The organism is Desulfurella multipotens (assembly GCF_900101285.1).
In the GTDB taxonomy this organism is placed as follows: Bacteria; Campylobacterota_A; Desulfurellia; order Desulfurellales; family Desulfurellaceae; genus Desulfurella; species Desulfurella acetivorans.
In genome coordinates, this window is the sequence record NZ_FMYU01000008.1 from 28,262 (window position 1) to 53,113 (window position 24,852).

The window sequence follows — 24,852 nt, forward strand, 5'->3', positions numbered from 1 at the left end:
TTATTATGTATTCATCGACCCTTCTTTCTTAATCTTTTCCTGTAATTTCATTATACCGTATAATAAACTTTCTGGCCTTGGAGGGCACCCCGGAACATATACATCAACTGGTATTATTGTATCAACACCTTGCACAACGCTGTAAGAATCAAACATACCACCTGTATTTGCACAGCTACCCATTGATATAACCCACTTTGGCCTTGGCATCTGGTCATAAACTTTGCGTGCGGCTATTGCCATTTTTTTTGTAAGCGTACCCGCCACTATCATAACGTCTGAATGTCTTGGCGATGCTCTAAACACCACACCAAATCTATCTAAATCGAATCGTGAAGCTCCTGTTGCCATCATTTCAATAGCGCAGCATGCCAAACCAAATGTTACAGGCCAAAAAGATGAATACCTACCCCAGCTAACCAACTTATCCAGTTTTGTAGTAATCCAGGCATTCTCTATTCCCATACAAGCGCTCCTTTCTTATAAGCATAAATCCATCCAACAAATACCATAATAATAAACAAACCCATCTCAATAACACCCAAAATACCTAATTCTTCAAAATATACTGCCCATGGATACATAAAAATCGCTTCAATATCGAAAAGTGTAAACATAATCGCAATAATATAAAAGCGAATATTAAAATACCTGAACTCACTCACCATAGGCGCACCACACTCATAAAGATCATACTTTTCCTTATCATACTCACGTGGCGCAAGGTATTTAGCGGCTATAACCATACCGGCAAATATTACAAACAAAAGCACCAATGCAATAAACGCAATAAACCAATTAGCCATACACCAACACCTCCATATTGGAAAGTTATAATTCGTGTGAATTTTATACTATCATTTGCTTTGTGTCAATTGCAATATTTCACTTTCTTCCAATAATCTATACTCCCCTGGAGCTAAATTTCCTAATTTAATACCACCAATTGATATTCTTTTTAAAACATCAATTCCAATATCAAATTTTTTAAAAAACCTTCTTATAACCCTATTCCTGCCAGAATCCATTACAAGCTTTATCCATAATTTATTTTCTGTAAAAGAAATAAATAATGGTTTAAAAAATCCATCTTCAAGTATTGTCCCTTTTGAAAGTTCATTTAATAGTTTACTTTCTATTTGTTTTTTTGTTTTTATTAGATAAGTCTTTTTAACCTTTTTTGAAGGATGAGTAACCTTGTTAGCAAATAATCCATCATTGGTTACAAAAATCAAACCTTCTGATAAGTAATCAAGCCTCCCAACTGGAAAAACCCTTATATCTAAATGACCAAAAAAATCTCCTATACACCTGTGTGTCCCATCTTTAAGGCTTGATATAACAAAAGGAGGCTTGTAAAAGGCAAAATATAATTTGTCTTGCAGTTTTATAGGTTTGCCTTTATATAAGACATTTTCGCTTCGCGGATCAATATCTATAAAATCTCTTACAATCTCTCCATTTACGCTTATGAGACCGTTTTTAATTAATTCTTCAGTCTTTCTCCTAGAACCCAACCCGCAGGCTGCCAAATACCTATTAAGCCTCATTCAATAAAGCTCACAAGTGCTTTAGAGCGTTTTGGATGCCTTAATTTTTTGATTGCTTTTGCTTCAATTTGTCTTACACGCTCCCGTGTTACGCCAAGCACTCTACCCACCTCTTCAAGCGTATGATCAAAGCCTGTAGATATGCCAAACCTCATACGCAAAACCTTTTGTTCTCGCTCGCTTAGTGTAGCAAGCACTGCTTCTATTTTTTCTGAAAGATCAGCTTCTATAACTGTATCAAGAGGCGAAGCAGCATTTTTATCTTCTATAAAATCTTCCAGTCTTGTATCTTCTTCGTCGCCAATTGGTGTCTCCAGTGATATAGGTTCTTTTACAATTTTTAAAATATTTTTGATTTTTTCAACAGGCACATTAAGGGTTTCTGACAATTCCTGTACGGTTGGTTCTCTACCATTTTCCTGCACAAGCAATTTTGAGGCTCTTACAATCTTGTTTATTGTTTCTATCATATGAACAGGGATACGAATGGTTCGTGCTTGATCCGCAATGGCTCGCGATATTGATTGTCTGATCCACCATGTAGCATATGTAGAAAACTTAAAACCTCTTTTATAATCAAATTTATCAACAGCTTTCATAAGTCCAATATTGCCTTCCTGGATAAGATCCAAAAATGACAAACCCCTGCTTAAATATTTTTTGGCAATGGATACAACCAGTCTCAAATTTGCTTTAATCATTCTTTGCTTTGCGTTTTCAATTACAAGCTTGCTTTTTTCAAGTTTATTTATTTGGTCAAAAATTTTATCTTTTTCTGGAGTCTGTTCAAGTTTATAAACTTTTTGTTTAAAACTTTCTATCATATTTCCAATACATGTATCATTGAGCGAAACTTCAGTAAGATTGCGAATGATTTTTTCCTTGTATTCTGGTTTTTTTTCTTTTTTATACAAATTAAGTGTCTCTTTTATTTCTGAGAAAACAATCAAAAACTTCTGCTTAGTTGTAAAATCTTCTTCATCTTCTTGCTTTACATCATCAAAAGAACTATCAAGGGCATTTGATATATTTTTAAGCTTTATAATATTGTTGCTTACATTGTATATTAAATCATCCAAAGCCGAACTAAAAAAGGGTACCTCTATTAATGTTTCAAGCAATGTGTTTTTTTCATCAATAATTTTTTTTGCAAGTTCAATTTCTTCATCTCTGTCAAGCAAATCTATGGTACCCATTTCTGAAAAATACATTTTTATTGCACTTTTGATTTCTGTGTCTTCTTCTAAAAGTTCTTCTTCTTTTACTATTGCGCTTAATTTTTTTGCATCTGCTTCACTATCTAGTATATCAATATTTAGATCATCGCACTTATCCATTAAATCATCAATTTCTTCGATGTTAATCTCATCTGGCAAAAGTTTATTTATATCATCATAAGTTAGGTAGCCCTTTTTCTTGCCTTCTTCTAAAAGGCTGCTTGAAAAAATTTCATCACTTGATGTTTTATCCATTTGCTCCTCCTAAAAACTTAATGTAATCTTCTTTTGTATTTATATTTATAACCGATTCTTTTATATTACAATTGAATTTTGATATATACTTAACTTTAACATCATCCAAAAGTCCTTTTATACTAAAATAACTACCGGACTCAATTTTGGTATATAATGATTTACTGTAAAAACCATGTAAAACCTGAGGTTTTTCTAAAAAAGGTAATATGCACTCATACGAGTAATCTATATAACCTGCAAGTTCAATTATGCAGTCTTTTGAAATGTTTGGCATATCGCACCCACATACAAAAATGTAATCTTTTTGCGATATTTTTAAACCTTGCCTTAAGCCTTCAATAGGTCCATAATAATTTCTTTTATCCTCCACTACTTTTACCCTATTATTTATAATTTGTGTATATTTTTGGGTTTCGTCAACCGCAATTACCACTTTTTCAAAAATCTCTAACAATCTATTGACAATTATACTTATAAATGGCTCATTATCTTTTAATAGGTAAGCTTTATTTTTGCCAATTCTTTGAGATCTACCCCCACACAGTACAAGCGCACCAAATCTTAACATTTCTACCACTTGCTATAAAGTAATAAAAACTTCCAAAAAGTCAATAGTATTGACACATAAAAGTTTTTCATATATAAGTTTCATATGAGTTTCTTAAAAATACTTATATTAGCAATATTCTTTACGGTAACTATAAATTCACACTCATTTGGCTTAATACAAAAGTCCTCAGATAATATTGCTGCAATAAACAAAATGGAACAGCAAACCTATAACCAAATAAGCAAAACAAAAGATCCAGAAACATTGGATAAGCTTTATGTAAAAATCGATCTTTTAAGAGAACTAAAGAGCCTTTACTCAACAAAACCAAAGGTTCAAAATAACGAAAAGCTGGATCGTCTATTAAAAGCCAAAGTCATTTACTTTGATGAATTCAATAATTTTGTTGACTATTTAACAAACCTTAGCAACACAATAAATAGCTTAGAAAAAACAATACAACACTTAAGTGAAAGAAAGAAAATTTTAAACGAAGAATTTTTATCAATTCAAAAAAATACGCTTGACGAAGAACTTTTAGATTTGCGCTATAAAATTACACAGGCAAAACTTGACCAGGCTAAAAAAAGTATAGACAATATAAATAAATTCCTAAATGACTCATACAAATCAATGAATAGTTTAACGCATAAAATTGCTCTGGACAAATACGCTTTAAAAAATATAAATGAAAAAATCAAATCACAAGAGAAATACTACGATGAAATGCAAGACAATATAGTTTCTCAAAATATACAGCTTGATACTCAAATACAGCTTTTAGTATCTCAAATAATGCATTCTTCTACTAGCTCTACATACCTGCAAAACAGGCTTGCCCAATTGGAAAATCAAAAGCTCTACAATGAAAATCAATTGTTTGGCATAGCAATATCAATAATTGATCTAAAAATCAGGCGTTATTTGATAGAAATTATAGAAAATAAAAACTCTACACATGCTGTAGCTGTATACACACAAATCCAAAAAGAAATACAAAAAATTGAAAATTCAATTGATACAAACATTCAGTTTATAACCAACTACTCCCCACCAAATTATACAGCTAACTCTCAAGTTTCTTATTTTGTGTATTTTAAGCAAACATTACTTGATTTAATGACATACAAGCAAAACTTAAGCTTACTGGAAAATAAACTCAATACAATTAGAAAAATATTACTGCATATACAAAATCCCTCAATATATGCATTAAACAAAGCTGCAAAATCTCTCAAAAACATAGGCATACAGGTTTCACATGTATTAAATTACTCATTCTTTGAGTACAAAGGAATTGATCTATCTTTATCATTGATACTTAAAATAATCATCTTATTGTTTTTAGGATTTTTGCTTGATAAACATTACAAAAAAAGCCTGGAAAAGCTTAAACTTCGCCAATCTATAGGTGAAGCAAATATTCAAATTTTAAAAACACTTGGATCATATATTATCGTAATAGTGATTTTGGCCATATCATTAACATTTATAGGCGTCAATGCATCTACCATAGCTTTAATTGCAGGCGCGCTAAGCGTTGGTTTAGGATTTGGACTGCAAAATATTGCCAACAACATGGTTTCTGGTATCATAATCATATTTGAGCAGCTAGTTAAACCAGGAGACATAATAAACATACCAGAAAACAACATATCGGGCATTGTGGTAGAGACAAAATTAAGATCCACAATTATCAAAGCTTACGACAACACTGATATTATTGTGCCAAATTCTTACTTTATAAATTCGAAAGTTATAAATTCTACTTATTCATCTGGTGCAATAAAATTGAAAATACCATTTATTGTAGATATAAACTCAGACATTGAAAAGGTTAAAGAAATTGTTATTGAAGAACTAAAGAAACAAGATTATATTTTAGACAATGAAACATACTCGCCAAAGTGTGTTTTGATTAAACAAAGCATATACGGCCTTGAGTTTGAGGCATGGGCATGGATTGAAAAAACTGACTTAAAGGCACCTGTTTGGCTTCAAGAACTCTATTATGTAAAAATCATTGAAGCATTAAAGAAAAACTCAGTGGTGCTTTCTACAATTAACCGTTTTTTGGAAGTAAAATGATATTCATAATTAAGTGGGTAATTAATTCTATTGCTTTAGGTATTAGTGTAATGATTGTCAAAGGTTTACGTGTTGAAGGTGTATTTTCGCTAATTGCAGCAAGCTTGGTAATTGGATTATTAAATACATTCATACGACCATTTTTGATAATTTTGACGCTTCCCATTAATATTTTAACACTTGGTTTATTTACGCTTATTATCAATGCTTTACTTTTTTACCTTGCCTCGTACATTGTAAAAGGTTTTGTCGTTGAAAGTTTTTTTAGTGCTCTTGCAGGCTCAATAATAATGAGTATAATAGGCTTAATATTAAATGCGTTTGTAGATTAAGGGGGTAAAAATTGTTCATTTCAACAAAAGAAGATATATTAAATGCAAAAGTAACAGATGTATATTTTGATAGGACTGTTTATACACTTAAAGTAAAGGGTCTGGATAAAAAAGTAAGAGCTGAAATTAGCGTAAAAAAATTGCCAAAAAATTATAAATGGGGAATTTTTGTTGGATTAGAAGAAGTTTTGGAATTGCTTGAAGGTAAAAATTTAAATATTCGTGCTATTAAAGAAGGCAGTATTTTTAGAGAAAACGAACCAGTGCTTGAAATTGAGGGTCTATATAGTGAATTTGCAAAATTTGAAACGGCTATTTTAGGCTTTTTATGTCAAGAATCTGGTGTTGCAACAAAAGCTGCAAGACTTAGAAAATTGGTTAAAGATAAACAACTTTTATCATTTGGTGCAAGAAGAATGCACCCTGCTATTGCTGTTGCAATTGAACGAGCTGCATATATTGGTGGATGTGATGGTGTATCTACTGTGCAAGCTGCAAATGTATTAAACATTCAACCAAGCGGGACAATACCGCACTCACTTGTGCTACTTTCTGGTGATACAGTTAGTGCAGCTCAATACTTTGACGAAACAATGGATAGTAATGTGCCAAGAATAATACTAATCGATACATTTGGCGATGAAAAGTTTGAAACTCTAAGGGTATTTGAAGCTCTTGGAAAAAAATTATCAGGCATTAGACTTGATACTCCAAACTCAAGAAGGGGAAACCTTAAAGCCATTATTGAAGAAATCCGCTGGGAATTATCTTTAAGAGGCGCAGATAATGTAAAAATATTTGCAAGCGGTGGGCTTGACGAAGAAACAATTGAGCCACTTGTTGATGTTGTGGATGGTTTTGGCGTTGGCACAAGCATATCAAGTGCGTCTACAATTGATTTTTCTATGGATATTGTAGAAATTGAAGGCAAACCAATTGCTAAAAAAGGCAAAAATTCCGGATCAAAAAGCCTTTTTAGATGCAAAAAATGCTTTAGCGATAAAGTAGTGCCATACACTATCAAAACCCAAGAATGTTCTTGTGGCGGATCCATGCAAGATATCCTTGAGTATGTAGTTCAAGGTGGCAAAACAATAATAGACCTACCCAATATAAAAAGCATAAGGGAACATACACTAACAAGCCTAAGATTTGTCGATTTATGAAAATCATAGATACACATGCCCATCTTCAATCAAAAGAATTTGATAATATAATAGACGAAGTTATTCAAAGATTTGGTATTGTTGAAAAAGTTTTTCTTGCTACATCATATATCAGTGATATAGAAAAAGCATATAAACTAACACATAATTATGAAAATTTATACTTTTTTGCTGGGATTCATCCTCATCATGCAGGCGAGTTTAAAATTGGTGATTTAGATATCATAGAAAGTTACCTGAAAGATGAAAAATGTATAGGCATAGGAGAGATTGGCTTGGATTACTTTTATAACTACGCTCCTAAAGAAACTCAAAAAATACTATTTTCAAGTTTACTTGACTTTGCAATCTTTCACAATAAATGGGTATCAATTCACATAAGGGATGCGGTTTCTGACAGCATTGATATACTAAGTTCAAAATTAGATTTAAAAGCCATTATTCACTGCTTTAGCGGAGACTTTGATCTTTTAAAACTTGCTTTAGATCGTAATTACCTATTGGGAATAGGTGGTATAGTAACATTCAAAAATTCACTTATTAGAAAAAACATAAAGCATGTACCGCTAAAAAATATGGTATTAGAAACAGATTCACCTTATCTTGCACCTGTTCCAAAACGCGGGCACACAAACGAGCCATCCTTTCTACAATATACGCTTTTTGAACTTAGCAATTTACTAAAATTACCACCAGAAGAAATAGCTCAGATTACATATGAAAATAGTTTAAGAGTTTTAAATGACAAATAATTACTTTGATTCTAATTTAAAAGATATTAATAAAGAGATACTAAATAGACTTTACAATATCTGTGAAACAATTCAAAATAAAAATGTCAATGAAAAAACTAAAGAAATTCTAAGAAAATATATAAACAATAAGCTCAAAACAATTGATTTAGATTCTTTTGACAATCCGGCAAATTTTTTGAGTTTTGTAAATGAATTTTTGGATTTTGCACATGGTGTTTTTTTGGATCATAAGGTTGAAAACATAGAACAACTTGAAAACAATTTACTAAAAACAATCTTGCAGGAAAGTTTATCCGTATCAAAGCAATGCGTTTCAAAAACACAACTTAAACTGGAAGAAATAAAATCAATTTTTGATAAACTTTACGATGGCGTTTTGGTTATAGATACAAATACGCGTAAAATACTCTCTTCAAATAAATCTATCGAGTATATTTTAAAAACAAAAAATATAGTTAATCAGGATATATTAAATTTTGCTAAAGAAAATAAAAAAGATTACTATCAAGAATTATTTAAAAAGTTTGTCAAACAAAAAAAAGGCATCACTGAAATTTTGGAGTTTAAAACTGCAAAAAACGAGCCTCTCATGCTTGAAGCAAGCGTTAATATGCTAAATGAATCTGCAATGGTTGTAGTTTTTAGAGATATAACAAAACGTATTGAAAATGAAAAGCTTCTAATCAGGCTAAATAGACTCTATGAAGTACTATCAAGAATAAACAATCTGGTTGTTCGCATACAGGATGTAGATGCATTATTTGAAAAAGTATGCAATATACTTGTTAATTTTGGCAAATTTAAGCTTGCATGGATTGGATGCGTTGACTCAAAAACAAAAACAATAAAACCTAAAGCGTATGCAGGGGATAAAAAGTATTTAAGAAACATCGTTGTTTCAATAGAAGAAGACAAACCAGAAGGCAGTGGTCCATCAGGTATAGCAATTAGAAACAACAAAATCGTTGTGTGCAATGATATACAAAAAAGCCCTATAATGAGCCCATGGAGAAATCAGGCAAAACAATCTAATTTCCACTCATCAATAACTGTACCTATAACTATTTTGGAGTCTCAAGGTCCTTCAAAAGTTTTAAAAGCCTACTCAGATGAAATAGATTATTTTAATGAAAAAGAAATCAATTTATTTGAAGAAATAGCAAGTGATATAGCATATGCAATAGATTTTATTGAAAAAAAGAAAAAGGTTGTTTTTTTGTCATCTTTTGACCCTTTAACTAATTTACCAAACAGAATAATGTTTGGGTATACAATTGAGTCTTTTATAAAACATAAAAAAAATTTTTCTGTTATTATCTGTGATATCAACAATTTCACGGCTATAAACAACAAATATGGTTATATAAAAGGAGACAGTATAATTAAAAATGTCGCTAAAGCAATCCTGGAAGTGGACAAAATCTATTATGCAGCAAGAACCGGTAGTGATGAATTTGGCTTTATTTTAAGTACATCAAACAAAGATGAAATTTTAAATATCGCAAAATCCATTGAAGAAAAAATAGAATCTTTATCTTTTGATATAGATATGAATCTTGGCTTTACAATAGGAGTTAGTATTTACCCAACAGATGCAGATACGCAGGAAAAACTCATAACAAACGCTGAAATAGCTCTTGTTGATGCAAAAAAGAAAAATCTGTTTTTAAGCTTTTATCAAGAAGACTCAAATATACTGATCCAGGCAAAACTTCAGCTTCAAAGCAAACTCAAAAATGCTATAAAAAACAATGAATTTATACTTTTCTATCAACCAAAATTATCTTTGAATGATTTACATATACATTCTGTTGAAGCTTTACTTAGATGGAACTCAAAAAATGGCATTGTTTTGCCAAATGAATTCATGGCACTATTAGAAGAAACAAATTTAATAACACAACTTGGCTACAAAATTTTTGAACAATCAATAAATCAAATTATAGCATGGCAAAAAATGGGATTTAACATACAAATAGCTGTTAATGTTTCGCCTATCCAATTGGATGATCCAAACTTTGTAGAAAATGTAGTTGAATTAATAGAAAATTCTAAAATTGATAAAAGCTTGATAGAAATAGAAATAACAGAAAACACACTTATTAAACACTTAGATAAGCTCACTATATTAAACAAAAATGGCATAAAAATCTTTATAGATGATTTTGGCACAGGATACTCATCTTTGTCTTATTTAAAAGAGATACCTTTAAGTGGAATCAAGATAGATATATCCTTTATTAGAGAAATGTTTGAGAAAAAAAACTTCGAGATTCTAAGAACCATAATAAATCTATCAAAAATTTTAAATCTTAAGGTAATCGCAGAAGGTGTTGAAACAAAAGAACAATTAAGAGCTCTAAAGGAGCTCAATTGTGATGAAGTACAGGGTTTTTTGATTGCAAAACCAGATTTGCCACAAAATATTGAGTATCTTTTCAGTCAGACTTTGTTTTACCAGGAACTGTCATTCTAATTCAGGCTTTTTATAAAACTTTTTAACAATAATGTTAACAATTAAAATTTGACTTTACAATTTTGATATGCTATTAATTATGTAGTTTTTATAAGGAGGTAGTTTGTGGCAAATCATAAATCGGCTCTAAAAAGAGTTAAACAAAACAAAAAAAGGTATGCTAGAAATAAGTCTTATAGAACGAGACTGAAAAATGCTGTAAAAAGAGCAAGGCTTGCTATAAATAGTCAAAATGTTCAAGACTTACAAGAAGAATTAAAAAAAGCACAAAAAATAATACATAAAATCAAAAGTAAAGGTGTTATACATAAAAATAAAGCTGCACGATTGGTTTCAAGACTTGCAAAAGCAGCAAACAAAAAATTACAACAATCTAGTGCTTCTTAAGAAATTGCTTAAGCTGGCTATAGTTTAGCGTATTCAAACAATCGCTTTTTTCTATCCAGCCTCGCTGAGCTGTTAAAACACCATAAATCATATAATCTAAGTTTTCTTTGGTATGTGTATCTGTATTAATACATATTTTAGCACCTGCATTTTTTGCCAATCTTGCATGTTCATCGTTTAAATCAAGGCGCAAATAAAAAGAATTTATTTCTAATGCTGTTTTGTGTTTTGCAGCGTATTCTGCAATTTTTTGAATATCAATCTCGTATGGTGCTCTTTGGCCAATGAGTCTACCAGTTGGATGAGCAATAATGTTTACATATGGGTTTTCTATAGCAGAAATAATCCTTTTTGTGTTTATTTCTTTTGAGTTTGCAAAACCCTGATGTATGGAAGCTATAACAATATCTAAATCCTTTAGCACATTATCGTTAAAATCAAGCTCTCCGTTTTGCTTTATATCAACTTCACTGCCTGCAAGTATGTGTATCTTGCCTTTGTATTTATCCTTTAGTTTATCAATTTCATTTAATTGGTCGTAAAGACGTTCCACGCTTAAACCATTTGCAACATATGAAGAAACTGAATGGTCAGTTATTGCAATATAGTCATAGTTTCGCTTAATTGCTTCTTGAATAACTTCTTCAAGACTCATTAACCCATCTGAATAATTAGTATGCACATGCAAATCGCCTTTTATATCGCCAAGCTCTACCACGTTTGGCAATTTATTAGCCAAACACGCTTCGATTTCGCCTTTGTTTTCTCTTAATGTTGGCTTTATGTAGCAAAGACCAAGCGCATTATAAATATCTTCTTCGGTTTTTGTTTCTATCTTTTTATCTTTTTCAAACAACCCATACTCATTTAGTTTAAAACCTTTTTTTATTGCAATATCACGCAAGCGCACATTGTGTTCTTTTGATCCACTAAAATATTGAAGAGCGCTTGCAAAAGAATCTTCATTTACAAGCCTGAAGTCCACTTGCATATTATTTGATAAAAGCAAACTTACTTTTGTATCACCCATTGCAATTATTTGCTTGTGTTCTAAATTTGCCAAAGCTTTTGATACACTATTAAAATCTTTGGTACAAATAAGTATATCAAGATCTCCAACAGTTTCTTTACCCCGTCTGACGCTTCCTGCTATTTCGACTTTTTTTACATTATCTATTTTGTAAACTCTATCAACCAAATCTTTTGCAATAGGATAAGCTACTCCTAAAGGAAATCTGCTTTGACCTTCTTCGTAGAGCTGTATTCCTTCTCTTATTTTTTTTATACTTTTTTCAAGCAATGATATATCTTTTAACTCATCATTTTCAAATACAAGTTTTTTGATGTCTTCAAGTGTCCTTACACGATACTTCTCAAACATTTTATACAAAGTTCTAGGGCCCAGTCCTCTTATATCTTTTAATCGAAACAGTGTGTATGGCACTTTTTCTAAAAGCTCATCTAAATAAGCTACTTTTTGTGTTTGAATATATTCTTTAATTTTTTGTTCCAAATCTTTGCCTACACCTTCTATTTTTTTAGGATTTGGTTTAGAATAAATTTCTGTGATACTTTCGTTTAAATTTCTGATAGATTCTGCTGCATTTCTATATGCCCTTATTTTAAATGCATTTTCATTTAAAAACTCCAGAGCATCTGCTATTGTTTCAAATATTGAGGCAATTTTTTCATTGTCTTGAAATTTCATTTGTTAATTTCAAATATAGTTAACCTATAAATGTCGTCTTCACCCAATATAAATCGTGTAAAAAATGGTGCAGGTGTTGCAATTAAACCCACAATATAATCATTTTGCCTTGCAAAGCTTACAATACGCCCAGAGACACTCCCGGAGTTCCATATATCCTGTAATTTATCGTTTTCTAACCTGTACATAGATATACTATACGCATTGTAATGGCTACCTGCAACTTGAACCACATTACTTCTATAGCTTGTTTGTGAGAGTACGTAATAATTCTCACCCTGCTTGTAAAATTTCAAACTATTTTTAATATATACTTTTCCAGCATTTTTGTTTTCAAAGTAGCTTTCATTGGGGTTATAATTGTGAGTGTACCTTTGTATAGGCTCTACACTTGAACCAACATAATAACCTGTTAAGTAATTCTTTTTGGTGTCTAAATCGTATATAGCAATTTCATTGTTTGGCGTTGCATAAACTAACTTGTTGCCAATTTGCTCAAATTCATAAAAAAATGCAGGATTTATTGGCAATTTTAGTTCTTTTATAATTGTACCATCTAAATTCATTCCATAAATAGGCCCATAAAATTTTGAACCAATGGATAAATTTTGGGCAATTAGCTCTGGCTTTGAGTATTTATCAAAAAATCTTATACAATAACCTATTGAATCTTTTACTATATGTATAGAGGTACCTTCAATATAACCTATTGAAGATGATAACTGTCCATAGGCATTAAAATTTGATATGGCAAGGTATGTTTTACCATCAATCTGGGCGCTATCAATATTAAATATATTATAACCTACTTTGGTGCTTGCAACTTTATTTAATGAGTAGCCATCAAACCTATATAATTCAAGATCACCCTTATTTGCAACAACAATTAAATCTGAAGTTACAGCCAATGCTTTTGCAGAATAGCCAATATTTGCGTAATTAACTAGTCTCATAGTAGCACTGGATGCACCCACATTTGAGTATCTGCTATATAGTCCAAATTTATTAAGCAAGCTTTCCCATAATGTCAATCTAGGCTCGATGTTTAAAGTACTTGGTACAATATTTTCCGGAGGCAAATTTTCCACTTTGGCAGTTTTTATATTTTGCATTTCTTGCTCAGTTAACTTTGAACTTGTTGAAAATATTAAATCACCTGTATATCCATTATAGATATTGTAAGAAAGCTGATTGTTACTTTTTAGATATACTGGAATTACAAAATCGCAGTTAATATCACTGCATAATCTTTCTACATCTTTTGGTGTGCTAATTGACGAAATCTTTTCCTTTGTCATTGCAATTTTAATTGTATCTGGATCAATTACATCAAACTTATTTGTAGAATTAAGCGCGTTTCTTATGTCGTCAAATAAAACAGGATTTCTTGTAATAATAGCTACCCTATATAAACTCTTTCCTATTATCCACTCATCATTATCGCTTACATGGGCTTTTGAGTAAGTATAGCCATTTGGTATCAACGGTAAGCCTAAAAAGTATTTTTGTATTTTTTGCGTACCTCTTATAATCTTTGCTATGCTTTTATCAGGTTTTACTTCCACTACCTGAGCATAAGCTCTACCACTTTTTAATTCAACACGCTTTTGTGTTGTAGGATCAACAAAAGTTCCTAGGTTTTTATAAATATATACAAGCTCACCTTTTAGTACACCACTATTTGAACCTTTATCAAGTATAACATAATTGTTTTCAACACCAATAACTTCCCCTTTTTGCTCAACTAATTTTGAAACAAGTTCGTTTGCAAAATCCTGCCCTACATTTGCTTTTACAATATTTACAAAAATAAAAAAAGCTAAAACAGAAAATAAAAATTTTTTCATAACACACTCTGAAGCTGTTCTATTCTTTTTTTGGCATTTTCTTTAATTAAAATTGCCTCTTGAAGCTCTTTTTTACTTTTTTCAATAAGCTGTTTTGGAGCTTTTGAAATAAACTCTTGATTGCGAAGTCTTTTATTTAAAAAATCAATTGATACTTGTGCTTTTTCTATTACTTTTTTGAGCCTCAAAATTTCACCTTCCACATCAATATTTTGACCTGCTTCTAAAAAAATATCGCCATACTTAGTAGGCTGTATAAAGCTTTTTGGCACATCTGTTTTAATTATAGATATTTCTTTAGCATTTGCAAGTAGCAAAACATACTTTTGATATTTTTCTATAATATTTTTTGCAAATTCATTTATTGGTCTAAAATAAAAACTCAATTTTTTAGTTGCAGCAATTGTGTTTTCGCTTCTTAAAATTCTCATAGCTTTAATAAGTTCAATCAAACATTCAAACTCTTCCTCAATCTGCGTCGCAAATTCTTGAGAGTGCGGGTATTTAGCTATCATTATTGACTTAGCAGATTTGTTTGGCAGTTTTTGCCATAAAAATTCGCTTATAAAAGGAACAAATGGATGCAATAACCTAAGAAGTTGCTCAAATACTTCAAGCAAAGTACCTTTTACTTCATCACTAAACTCATCTTTTCCTATATGGGCTTTACTCATTTCTATATAGTAATCGCAAAATTCATGCCACACAAACTGGTAAATGCTATCGGCTGCTTCATTAAATTTGTAATCATCCAAACTTTGCCTAACTTGTTCAATTGCTTTGGAAAGCCTCGATTTTATCCACAAACTTGCACTTGAGTAAGCATTTGTATTAACTGCTGGTTGGAAATCTTTAGTGTTCATCTCAATAAACCTATAAGCATTCCAGATCTTATTCATAAATCGTCTGTATGATTCTATCTGATCGTAGGAAAGCTTTATATCTCTGCCTTGCGCTGCAAGTATTGCCAAAGTAAAACGCAATGAGTCTGCTCCGTATTTTTCAATTACATCAAGAGGATCTATAACATTACCTTTGGTTTTGCTCATCTTCTGGCCAAACTTATCCCTTACCAAAGCGTGTATATACACATCTTTAAATGGTACATCATTCATAAAAAACATACCCATCATTATCATTCTTGCAACCCAGAAAAAAATTATGTCAAAGCCTGTTACAAGAAGACTTGTAGGGTAAAATTTCTTTAAATCTTCTGTGTTATCCGGCCAACCAAGCGTGGAAAATGGCCAAAGAGCAGAAGAAAACCATGTATCTAATACGTCGGTTTCTGGTATAAGCTTTCCAGAGCATTTTGGACATTTATCGATTGGATTTTCGCTTACAAAAACTTCACCGCATTGCTTGCATGTATATGCTGGAATTCTATGTCCCCACCAGATCTGTCTTGAGATACACCAATCTTTTATATTATACATCCACTCAAAATAAGTTTTTTCCCAGTGTTTTGGAATAAACTTAATCGATCCATTTTCAACAACCTCTATGGCTTTTTTTGCCAAATCTTTTGTTTTTACAAACCACTGCTTTGATATATATGGTTCAATTACAGTCCCACATCTATAACAATGACCAACAGAGTGTACATAATCTTCTATCTTATAAATCAAATTTGCTTCTTTAAGTTTTTCTATAGTAATTTTTCTTGCTTCAAATCTATCCACACCCTCTAATCCGGGCGCATTGTGCGTCATTTTACCGTAATCATCAATTGCGATTATAATATCCAAATTGTGTCTTTTGCCTACTTCAAAATCATTTACATCATGTGCTGGCGTTATTTTTACAACACCACTACCAAAACTCATATCAACATACTCATCTTCAATAATCTCAATTAGCTTATTAACAAGTGGCAAAACTACTTTTTTACCCACAAGGTGCTTGTAGCGTTCATCTTTTGGGTTAACTGCAACAGCTGTATCACCAAATAGTGTTTCTGGCCTTGTGGTAGCAACTACCAAAAAATCGTCTGAATTTTCTAAAAAATATTTTAAATAGTAAAGTTTTGAGTTTTCTTCTTCATATTCCACTTCCAAATCAGATAAAGCCGTGTGGCAGCTTGGACACCAATTTATTATATACTCGCCTTTGTAAATATAGCCTGCGTCGTATAACTCAACAAATGCCTTTCTAACGGCTCTTGATAAGCCTTCATCCATTGTAAAGCGCAGTCTTGAAAAATCGCAACTTGCCCCCAGTCTTTTAATTTGGTCTATTATCCTATTACCATAGGTATTTTTCCATTCCCATACTTTTTCAATAAAAGCATCTCTACCAATTTCTTCTTTTTTTATGCCTTTTTTTGCAAGATCGCGCTCTACCATTGTTTGTGTTGCAATACCAGCGTGGTCTGTGCCTGGAAGCCACAGCACGCTATAACCACACATACGTTTGTATCTTGCAAAAATGTCCTGGAGTGTCTGGTTTAATGCATGACCAATATGCAAAGCACCTGTAACATTTGGAGGTGGAATTACCATACTGAAAGGTTTTCCATCTTTATTTACTTCTGGCTTAAAAAGATCATTTTCTTCCCAGAATCTGTATATATCTTTTTCAAAATCACTATTATAGGTATCCATAGCTTACGAAATTCTCCTTTTATAAAATATTTTATTTGTTAGCTCTTGTAAACAAATATTAATATTATCAGTATCTTTATAATCACAACAAGCATACCAAAAAGATGGATTTATGCTTGTAAATGATGCTTTAAGTTTGGAATCTAAATCAAGTATATCGTTTATCAAATTACTTGGTTTTTCTTTTAATACCACTATAAATGAATCACCGCCTACTCTAAAGAATTCACTGTTGTACTTTGCAAAAACTTCTCTTATAAATTGAGAGAATTTATAAATCAACTGATCTCCAATAATCCTTGAGTATGTAAAATTAATTGTTCTCATATCTTGTAAATCAAGCAACAAAAATTGTACTTTTTTATCTAACCTATGCGAAAATTTTGGTAGATAGTATTTAGAGTAAAAGCCTGTTTCATAATCTATAAAAAATACCATATTTCTCATCTCTTCAAATTGTTTATTATAATCTTGATCATCGCAAATCATATTTTTTGCTTCTAACAAAACTCCAATTGAGTTTCTTAATATGCCTTCGTCAATTTTTCCTTTAAAATTATCAAACATAAATTCTATAGCTTCATCTGGCTTCATTGCTTTTCTATACGGCCTATCTGTTGTTAGTGCATCAAATATATCTGCAATAGTTATAATTTTTGCTTCAAGCATTATCTGTCCATTTTTTAAACCATCAGGGTAACCACTGCCATCTAAAAATTCATGGTGAGATCTTATTATTTTCACAATATCCTCAAAACCTTTTACCTGAGATAATATAAACTCAGAAAATTCAGGGTGTTTTTTTATAAAATTGTATTCTTGCTCTGATAATTTGGAAGGTTTTAGTAAAATTGCATCAGGTATACCAATTTTTCCAATATCGTGCAAAAGCGCAGCTCTTTCTATAATATCAATATTTTTTAGTTTTAAATTAATAGCTATTTTTTTAGCATAAAATGCTACACGTTGCATGTGACCTTTGGTGTAAAAATCTCTGATTTCAGCTAGATTTGATAAAAGATTTAATGAACTGTTTAAAATAGATTTTGCATTTTCAAGTGATTTTTTTAAATTATTAATAGAAAATAGGTATTTTAATTTTAACTTTATAACATTCAAGAAACTTTCCATGTATTCAAGAGAGTCTTTGAACAAATCTTTCACGCCAAAATTTAAAATAATATCAAAACCATTTTCACAAACAAACGATTGAGCTATAAAATAGTTTAATTTGTTAAATTTCAAAATTTTGTGCAAATAATCTTTGCTATCAATATTATCTACATGAACGATAAAACTTTCGTTACTTATTTTATACAACTTTTTGCAATCAAAAATTATTTGAGCATCAAAATTAGTATATATAGGTTTTATAATGTTGTTTTCTTTTAAAAAAAACCCAAAAAAAGTTGCATCGAAAATTTTCTTTAGAGCATACTCGGTTAGTTTTGCAACTTGTTCTATTTCTTGAGTACTATCCAGGCGTTTTGTAAATTCATTTAGATGCAAAAGCCGATTCATTTAAGATTAAATCCTACTTCAAAAGCTTCTATATTTATATCAATCAGTTTTGTGTTTAAAGTTTCAGATATTGCTCTTATAAAATGTTTTTTATCTATTTCTATGATTTTTGAAAAATACCCAAGCATTATAGTATTAACTGCTTTTTGCATGTTATGTTGCTTTGCTAAATCATTGAAGTTTATGAGCTTTAAATCCAAAGAGTAACTTTTTAGGCTTTCTTCAATTTGAGCTTCGTCTATATTTGCACCAACAATAGGAACAATCCTATCATTTACAAGAAGTTTTGAGTCTGGGTTTAAGTAATCTACATTGCGCAAAGCTTCAAGTTTTTCACTTGCAAACATATAATTTAAACTACCTTTTGCTGGCAGAAAAGAGTAAACTTTTTTACCAAAAACCAAAAATGCATTAACGCTTCCACCCCTTTGACTCATACCATGAACTTCGCTTTTTTTAACATCAAAATTAGCTCTCATTAAAGCCACGGCACAGATATTTGATGCAGTAATAATACCATCACCACCCACACCACAAAATATTATACCTTTATTCATTTGATTCACCTTTTACTATAGCAAGTGTAGGACAAACTTCAGCACACAATGCACATCCTGTACATAAATCTTCAATAATATAGGCTTTACTTTCTTTGTATCCAATCGCAGGACAGCCTATTCTTAAACATCTCTTGCAATCAATGCATTTATCTGCAATTACAAAATAAGGCGTTTCTTTGATTTTTATTGGCGCTAAAACACAGGGTCTTGTAGCAATTATTACACTTAATTCTTTTGTATTTATCTCTTGCTCTATAATTTCTTTGGTTTTTTTGTAATTATACTGGTCAACTTTAAATACTCTTTTTATGCCAATTGAGCGCACTAAATTTTCCAAATCTACCTTTGGAGCAGGTTCATTTTTTATATTAAAACCAGATACAGCATCAGGCTGACCACCAGTCATAGCTGTAATAGAATTATCAAGTATGATTACGGTGTAGGCTACATTATTTACATAAGCATCAATTAATGGCTGGATACCTGTATGCAAAAATGTAGAGTCTCCAATAACAGATACAACCTTGTGATTTTGGCTGGCTTTTGCAATCCCATAGCCCATAGAAATACTGGCACCCATACAAACAGTTGTATGTATACTGGATAATGGTGGTGCTGCACCCAAAGTATAACATCCTATATCTCCTGTTACATATACTTTCAATGAATGCAGTATATCAAATATTGGCCTATGAGGACAGCCCGGACATAAAACAGGTGGTCTTTCCGGCAAATTTTTAGGCACTTCAAAGTACTTTTTATGAGATTTTTCCAAAAATGATGCTTTAACTAAACCTTCCTCTACAATATCTAAATTAAATTCTCCATCTTGGGGGAAAAACTTTTTACCTTCTACATTATTTATGCCAGCTATTTTGAGTTGCTCTTCAATGTATGGCTCAAGCTCTTCAATAACAATAACTTTTTCTAAGTTTTTAGTAAATTCTTTTGCTAAATCTATAGGAAAAGGCCAGCTTAAACCAATTTTTAAAAAATTTGCTTCTGGCAAAAGTTCTTTTGCATAAAGGTAAGAAACACCGCTTGTTATGATGCCAACGTTTAAACTGCCTTGCTCTATCCTATTTAATGGTGTTTCGTTTGTTAGCTTTTGTAGTTTTGTATTTCTTTCCAACAACTTTTTATGCCTTAAAAGCGCATTTTTTGGCACAAGCACATATTTTGAAATATTTTTAGCTAAAAGTTTATCTTCCGTTCCACCCAGTTTGTGCATATCAAAATACACAAGCTCTTGGGTGTGAGACACACGTGTTGTAGAACGTAATATTACAGGCGTATCGTATTCTTCGCTTAGAGAAAAAGCATACTGCATAAATCCCATAGCTTCTTTTGCATCAGATGGCTCTAAAATTGGCACTTGTGCAAATTTTGCAAAAAGCCTGGTGTCTTGCTCATTTTGTGAAGAATGCATCCCAGGATCATCTGCAACCACAACAACAAAACCAGCATTTACACCAGTATAGGATGAACTCATAAGGCTATCTGCGGCTACATTTAAGCCAACGTGCTTCATTGTAACAAAACTACGCCTACCTGCCAAACTTGCACCAAGTGCCTGCTCAAAAGCACTTTTTTCGTTGCTTGCCCACTGAACTTTTATATCTTCAAAAGTTTTTGTATATTCTAAAATCTCACTGGATGGGGTTCCAGGATAGCCGCTTGCAAAGCTCGCGTTTGCCCTGTATGCGCCTATTGCTATTGCTTCATTACCGCTTATTATTTTTCTCAAAATACTCCCCCTGCATATTAGAATCAATTTTTATTATAGTTTTTACATTACCTCTGGGGTTAAAATCTCCTATAATTTCAAGATAAATGGGCTCTAAAAAATTAAACAAAGTGGAATAAATTAAATTTATTGAATCTTCGTGCGATATATACTTGTTTCTAAAACTATTTAAAAATAATTTTAAGCTTTTAAGCTCTACAACGTATTTATCCGGTACGTATTTAATCCTTATTGTGGCAAAATCTGGATAACCACTGCGTGGACACAAACAAGTAAATTCTCCAAACTCAATATGTATTTCAAATTTAAATTCATTCTTATTTTCCCACTTTTCAAGTTTATTGTTTAATATCGCTTCCTCGCCATATCTCATACTCAATAAAGTATACTAAACTTGAAAAGCTTTTTCAAATTTTTCAACCAGACTGCATGTGTGTTTTTTTAAACAAAAAATTTGACATTATAAGTGGTAAATGATTTGGCACGGGAAAATTTTCCACAGGTTTTCCAGATAAAGCATTTTGCATATAATTTAACCATATAGGCAAAGCCATTGTAGCGCCTACTGCGTAAGGCCCACAAGGTTTATAATCATCAAATCCAACCCAAACGCCAGTTACAAGTTGAGGTGTAAAACCCATAAACCAGTTATCTCTAGCATGATTGGATGTGCCAGTTTTTGCTGCTATAGGTCTTCCAAGTGCTTTTGCGTAGACACCTGTGCCTTCTTTTACAACTTTTTCTAACATTTTTGTTAAGATAAATCCTAAATCTTTAGGAAAAACTCTTACTAATTTAGGATTATTTTCGTAGACCAATTGATTGTCTTTATTGTAAATCTTTCTTATAAAAATTAATTTTGGTTTTAAACCATAATTATCTATTGTGCAATACACACGGCTTAGTTGCTCTAATGTTACAGAAGATGAACCAAGGGCTATAGTTAAATTATGCGGTATTGGTTCTGTAATACCCAATTTTCTTGCATTGGCAATAACATTTTCAATACCAATTTTATCCAGTAATTTTACTGTCGCAACATTTACAGAATGTGCAAGAGCATACTCAAGTGTAATAGGACCATGGAATCTTAACGTATAATTTTGAGGTGCCCAAACTTTATTGCCGTATCTATACTCAACTGGCTCATCATCAATCTTATCCAAAGGTGTGAAACCTTCCTCTAATGCTGTAAGATAAACAATAGGTTTAAAAGCACTACCTGGCTGCCTTTGAGCTTGAATTGCCCTATCATACTGAGTTTTTTTATAGCTAACTCCACCCACCAAAGCCTCTACATAGCCATTTTTTGGGTCTACAGATATCAAATCTGCTTCCAGATCAGGATTTTTACCATAATGCTCAATCAACCACTTTCTAACATCTACCACGTAATATGGAGCTTTAAGATTTTTTGTGAGCCTTGCTATGCCATTTTTGACTGCTAGATAAGCATAGTATTGAAGTTTAGGGTTTAAAGTTGTATATACTTTTAAACCACCTTTATCTACCACTTCTTCACCATAATGTCTAACAAGCCAATTTTTAACATGCTCAATAAAATATCCATCTTTATATTGATATCCATAAGCATAAAACGAACTTTGCTTTCTTAGAATAATTTTAGAATGTACTGCCTGCCAGTACTGTTTTTTTTTAATAAACTTATCTTCATACATTCTATCTAAGACATAAAGTGTTCTTTTTTCTGCAAGAGAAGGGTTAACATAAGGATCGTACAATGTCGGTGCTTGGACAAGACCGGCAAGCATATCTGCTTGAGGTATGGTTAATTGGTCAGCATTTTCATTAAAATATGATTTACTTGCCATTTGAATACCATAAGCACCGTTTCCAAAGTAAACTGTATTTAAATACAGGGTAAGTATTTGATTTTTTGTAAGATGCCTTGATATTTTGTATGATAATACCGCTTCTTTGAGTTTTCTATAAAGCGTCTTTTTAGGCGTCAAATATAAATTTTTGACAAGTTGCTGCGTGAGTGTGCTACCACCCTGCACAACCTTACCATGTATTAAATCTTCAAAAGCTGCACTCAGAATGCTTCTAAAACTTACTGGTCCATGTTGATAAAATCTGCTATCCTCTGCCGCCAATATAGCTTTTTTCATATTCAAATCAATTTGATTAAATGTTACAATCTGTCTGTTTTGTGGTCCTATAATGGCTATACATTGACCATTTTGAGCATAGATTTTAGTGGGTTTTGAAAACTTTTCTCCATTTAAAAGATTATTAAAATCTTTATTTGTCTGTAAATAAAGCATATATGCAAACGAACCCAATCCCATAAAAATTAAAAAGAAAAATAAACCAACTATGATAAGAATTTTTTTCATAATTTTAATCGATTCATTTCTTTTTTAAAAACAGAAGAATAAGTCCACCAGATAAAACAAAAAAAATAAATACTCCAATTCCGATGCTAAATGGTGAATTTTGCATAAACCACCTTCAAAATACAAAAAAAATTAAAAAAAATGAAATTATAACAAAAACTACTGATGAGACAAAACCTAACACATCCATTCTTTACAATCCGTTTAACATGATTAATTTTTTTAAAACTTATAACTATATTATATTATAAATCACTCAATCTTTTGAATGTGTTTTGTCTTCAATTATTTTTGTATCCTCGCTATTTGGTGTTTTTTCTTCATCCTTTAATGATTCCTTGAAATTTTTTATACCTTTACCTATACCTGAACCTATCTCTGGCAACTTTTTTGCTCCAAAAATCAAAGCAAATATCAAAACCACAACCATTACATGCCAATCATCCAACATTTTAAAACCTCCTTATTTTGTTCTGCTAAGTATATAAACTATAATATGAAAATTTTATGGAATATTTGTGTAAAAAATTTTAGTAAATGACTCTTTAAAATTGTATTTTATGGAACAATTGTGGCAAAATCACAAACCTCAAAGGTATATTTGCCCATGCTTTTGCGTAATCTACACCAATGCGTGGAGTTTGTTTAATCATTTTCTTATCAATATATAAATTTAAATCCAGTATACAAATTTCTGGTAATTCCAAAAAAATATCAAATTTGTCTTTACAAATCTTTAGCATATTATGTTTCATTGTAATACCCAAAGCCTTCGTAAGCTTTCCTGGGCCATTTGCAAGCATTGAATCTTTTATAAATCCTCTTCTTTTTCTCATCAAATCAATACCTATTATCGGAACAATACCTCTTATTAAAATACCATGTGGTATATTTTCTTTATTCGTCACTACATTCAGCATCACATGACCTCTACATGTGTGTACATACAATATGCCACCTTCCTTATACAAAGCAGCATTTCTTTTTGTAATTTTATTTTTATGAGCATGGCAAGCAAGATCAATTGAACCAAAATAACCTTCTGTTTCGCAAATTATACCTCCACTTAAGCCCTCATTTGTATTTGTAATAAGTAATTTACCCAAAAGTTGTCTTGCTATTTGCTGTATATCGTTTCTGACAAAAAATGATCTATCAAGTATTTCTAATTTTTTTATATCAAGATTTTGAATTTCTTCTAAATTTAACATAAAAATTCTATTTAGTTTTAAAATCCCAATACTCAACTAGCTTATAGGCAATACAGGCTACCAAAATATTACCAAAAAACATTTAACTTAAAGTTTACGTGAAATTAAATTTTTAAAAATCGCTCAAAAATTAAAAAATCAAATATTTAATACTTCTTTCATCCATTTTAGGTAGTCTAAATTTAATTTTTGAATATCAATCTCTACTATTTCAGGTGTTTTGTAGTTATGTAAAAGCTTTATTGCGCTTTCGACTTTGTTATACAAACTACTATGTGTTTTTATTATGCATAAGTACTCATCTGTATGTTCAAATTTACCTTCATAAATATAAAAACTTTCAATTAGGCCTATAATCTGACAACATGCTGCAAGTCTTTGTTCAACTAAATAATTGGCAATACGCTCAAGTGTTTCTTTTTTATCTGAAGTTGTAAGAATAATTACAAAATCACTCATAATTTTTATATTAACAAAAAAGCTCCTCGCTTTCAAGCAGGAAGCCTATGCAAACAA

Annotated in this window: 22 protein-coding genes; 6 read left to right on the top strand and 16 right to left on the bottom strand. The window is 31.3% G+C overall.

Features of this window, described 5'->3' with window-relative positions:
• Positions 1-3: 3 nt before the first annotated feature.
• The 5 genes from BLQ93_RS06155 to mobA are packed head-to-tail and all read right to left on the bottom strand — an operon-like array spanning position 4 to position 3,593.
• Entirely contained in the window at positions 4-465 is a 462-nt protein-coding gene (locus BLQ93_RS06155) for an NADH-quinone oxidoreductase subunit B (RefSeq protein ID WP_025391348.1), read from the bottom strand.
• Entirely contained in the window at positions 456-806 is a 351-nt protein-coding gene (locus BLQ93_RS06160; RefSeq protein ID WP_092128958.1) for an NADH-quinone oxidoreductase subunit A, read from the bottom strand. Before BLQ93_RS06160 ends, BLQ93_RS06155 begins: the two co-directional genes overlap by 10 nt.
• A gap of 51 nt (positions 807-857) precedes the next feature.
• On the bottom strand, positions 858-1,550 hold the full coding sequence (locus BLQ93_RS06165) for a pseudouridine synthase (RefSeq protein WP_025391346.1): 693 nt from the start codon (positions 1,548-1,550) through the stop codon (positions 858-860).
• Positions 1,547-3,022 carry an RNA polymerase sigma factor RpoD gene (gene rpoD, locus BLQ93_RS09805; protein WP_092128960.1) on the bottom strand — a complete coding sequence of 492 codons (1,476 nt, stop codon included), beginning with the start codon at positions 3,020-3,022 and terminating at the stop codon, positions 1,547-1,549. Before rpoD ends, BLQ93_RS06165 begins: the two co-directional genes overlap by 4 nt.
• On the bottom strand, positions 3,015-3,593 hold the full coding sequence (gene mobA, locus BLQ93_RS06175) for a molybdenum cofactor guanylyltransferase (protein WP_092128962.1): 579 nt from the start codon (positions 3,591-3,593) through the stop codon (positions 3,015-3,017). The genes rpoD and mobA overlap by 8 nt, the downstream gene beginning before the upstream one ends.
• Positions 3,594-3,677: 84 nt before the next feature.
• Between mobA and BLQ93_RS06180 the strand changes: the two genes are divergently transcribed.
• The 6 genes from BLQ93_RS06180 to rpsT all read left to right on the top strand — a co-directional run bounded on the left by BLQ93_RS06180 (position 3,678) and on the right by rpsT (position 10,779).
• Positions 3,678-5,663, top strand: a complete 1,986-nt coding sequence (locus BLQ93_RS06180; RefSeq protein ID WP_092128964.1) for a mechanosensitive ion channel family protein — start codon at positions 3,678-3,680, stop codon at positions 5,661-5,663.
• Positions 5,660-5,995, top strand: coding sequence for a phage holin family protein (locus BLQ93_RS06185; protein WP_025391342.1), 336 nt, complete (start codon positions 5,660-5,662; stop codon positions 5,993-5,995). The genes BLQ93_RS06180 and BLQ93_RS06185 overlap by 4 nt, the downstream gene beginning before the upstream one ends.
• An 11-nt stretch (positions 5,996-6,006) precedes the next feature.
• On the top strand, positions 6,007-7,161 hold the full coding sequence (locus BLQ93_RS06190) for a nicotinate phosphoribosyltransferase (RefSeq protein WP_092128966.1): 1,155 nt from the start codon (positions 6,007-6,009) through the stop codon (positions 7,159-7,161).
• Positions 7,158-7,913 carry a TatD family hydrolase gene (locus tag BLQ93_RS06195; protein ID WP_092128968.1) on the top strand — a complete coding sequence of 252 codons (756 nt, stop codon included), beginning with the start codon at positions 7,158-7,160 and terminating at the stop codon, positions 7,911-7,913. Before BLQ93_RS06190 ends, BLQ93_RS06195 begins: the two co-directional genes overlap by 4 nt.
• The gene (locus tag BLQ93_RS06200; RefSeq protein ID WP_092128970.1) at positions 7,903-10,392 is read left to right on the top strand and encodes a GGDEF domain-containing protein; all 2,490 of its coding nucleotides are present in this window, start codon (positions 7,903-7,905) and stop codon (positions 10,390-10,392) included. Before BLQ93_RS06195 ends, BLQ93_RS06200 begins: the two co-directional genes overlap by 11 nt.
• A 105-nt stretch (positions 10,393-10,497) precedes the next feature.
• Positions 10,498-10,779 (top strand): 30S ribosomal protein S20, encoded by a 282-nt coding sequence (rpsT, locus tag BLQ93_RS06205; RefSeq protein ID WP_025391338.1) that lies wholly within the window; start codon positions 10,498-10,500, stop codon positions 10,777-10,779.
• Here the strand turns inward: rpsT and polX are convergent.
• From polX to cutA, 11 genes are all read right to left on the bottom strand, one after another.
• The gene (gene polX, locus BLQ93_RS06210; protein WP_092128971.1) at positions 10,766-12,487 is read right to left on the bottom strand and encodes a DNA polymerase/3'-5' exonuclease PolX; all 1,722 of its coding nucleotides are present in this window, start codon (positions 12,485-12,487) and stop codon (positions 10,766-10,768) included. The genes rpsT and polX overlap by 14 nt on opposite strands.
• Positions 12,484-14,334, bottom strand: a complete 1,851-nt coding sequence (locus tag BLQ93_RS06215) for a hypothetical protein (protein ID WP_092128973.1) — start codon at positions 14,332-14,334, stop codon at positions 12,484-12,486. The genes polX and BLQ93_RS06215 overlap by 4 nt, the downstream gene beginning before the upstream one ends.
• The gene (locus BLQ93_RS06220) at positions 14,331-16,937 is read right to left on the bottom strand and encodes a valine--tRNA ligase (protein WP_092128974.1); all 2,607 of its coding nucleotides are present in this window, start codon (positions 16,935-16,937) and stop codon (positions 14,331-14,333) included. Before BLQ93_RS06220 ends, BLQ93_RS06215 begins: the two co-directional genes overlap by 4 nt.
• A gap of 3 nt (positions 16,938-16,940) precedes the next feature.
• Positions 16,941-18,458: a bifunctional diguanylate cyclase/phosphohydrolase gene (locus tag BLQ93_RS06225; RefSeq protein ID WP_092128976.1), complete on the bottom strand. Its 1,518-nt coding sequence runs from the start codon at positions 18,456-18,458 to the stop codon at positions 16,941-16,943.
• Positions 18,455-19,015 (bottom strand): indolepyruvate oxidoreductase subunit beta, encoded by a 561-nt coding sequence (locus BLQ93_RS06230; protein WP_092128977.1) that lies wholly within the window; start codon positions 19,013-19,015, stop codon positions 18,455-18,457. The genes BLQ93_RS06225 and BLQ93_RS06230 overlap by 4 nt, the downstream gene beginning before the upstream one ends.
• Positions 19,008-20,765, bottom strand: coding sequence for an indolepyruvate ferredoxin oxidoreductase subunit alpha (gene iorA / locus BLQ93_RS06235; protein ID WP_092128979.1), 1,758 nt, complete (start codon positions 20,763-20,765; stop codon positions 19,008-19,010). Before iorA ends, BLQ93_RS06230 begins: the two co-directional genes overlap by 8 nt.
• Positions 20,743-21,138 carry a preQ(1) synthase gene (gene queF, locus BLQ93_RS06240; protein WP_025391331.1) on the bottom strand — a complete coding sequence of 132 codons (396 nt, stop codon included), beginning with the start codon at positions 21,136-21,138 and terminating at the stop codon, positions 20,743-20,745. The genes iorA and queF overlap by 23 nt, the downstream gene beginning before the upstream one ends.
• A 43-nt stretch (positions 21,139-21,181) precedes the next feature.
• Positions 21,182-23,125: a transglycosylase domain-containing protein gene (locus BLQ93_RS06245; RefSeq protein WP_092128981.1), complete on the bottom strand. Its 1,944-nt coding sequence runs from the start codon at positions 23,123-23,125 to the stop codon at positions 21,182-21,184.
• 256 nt (positions 23,126-23,381) lie between these two features.
• Complete coding sequence (locus tag BLQ93_RS06250) at positions 23,382-23,576, bottom strand: twin-arginine translocase TatA/TatE family subunit (protein WP_025391329.1); 195 nt, start codon at positions 23,574-23,576, stop codon at positions 23,382-23,384.
• Between the two features lie 94 nt (positions 23,577-23,670).
• Positions 23,671-24,372, bottom strand: a complete 702-nt coding sequence (locus BLQ93_RS06255) for a DNA-3-methyladenine glycosylase (RefSeq protein ID WP_159427506.1) — start codon at positions 24,370-24,372, stop codon at positions 23,671-23,673.
• 102 nt (positions 24,373-24,474) lie between these two features.
• Positions 24,475-24,795 (bottom strand): divalent-cation tolerance protein CutA, encoded by a 321-nt coding sequence (cutA, locus tag BLQ93_RS06260; protein ID WP_092128985.1) that lies wholly within the window; start codon positions 24,793-24,795, stop codon positions 24,475-24,477.
• Positions 24,796-24,852 lie beyond the last annotated feature (57 nt).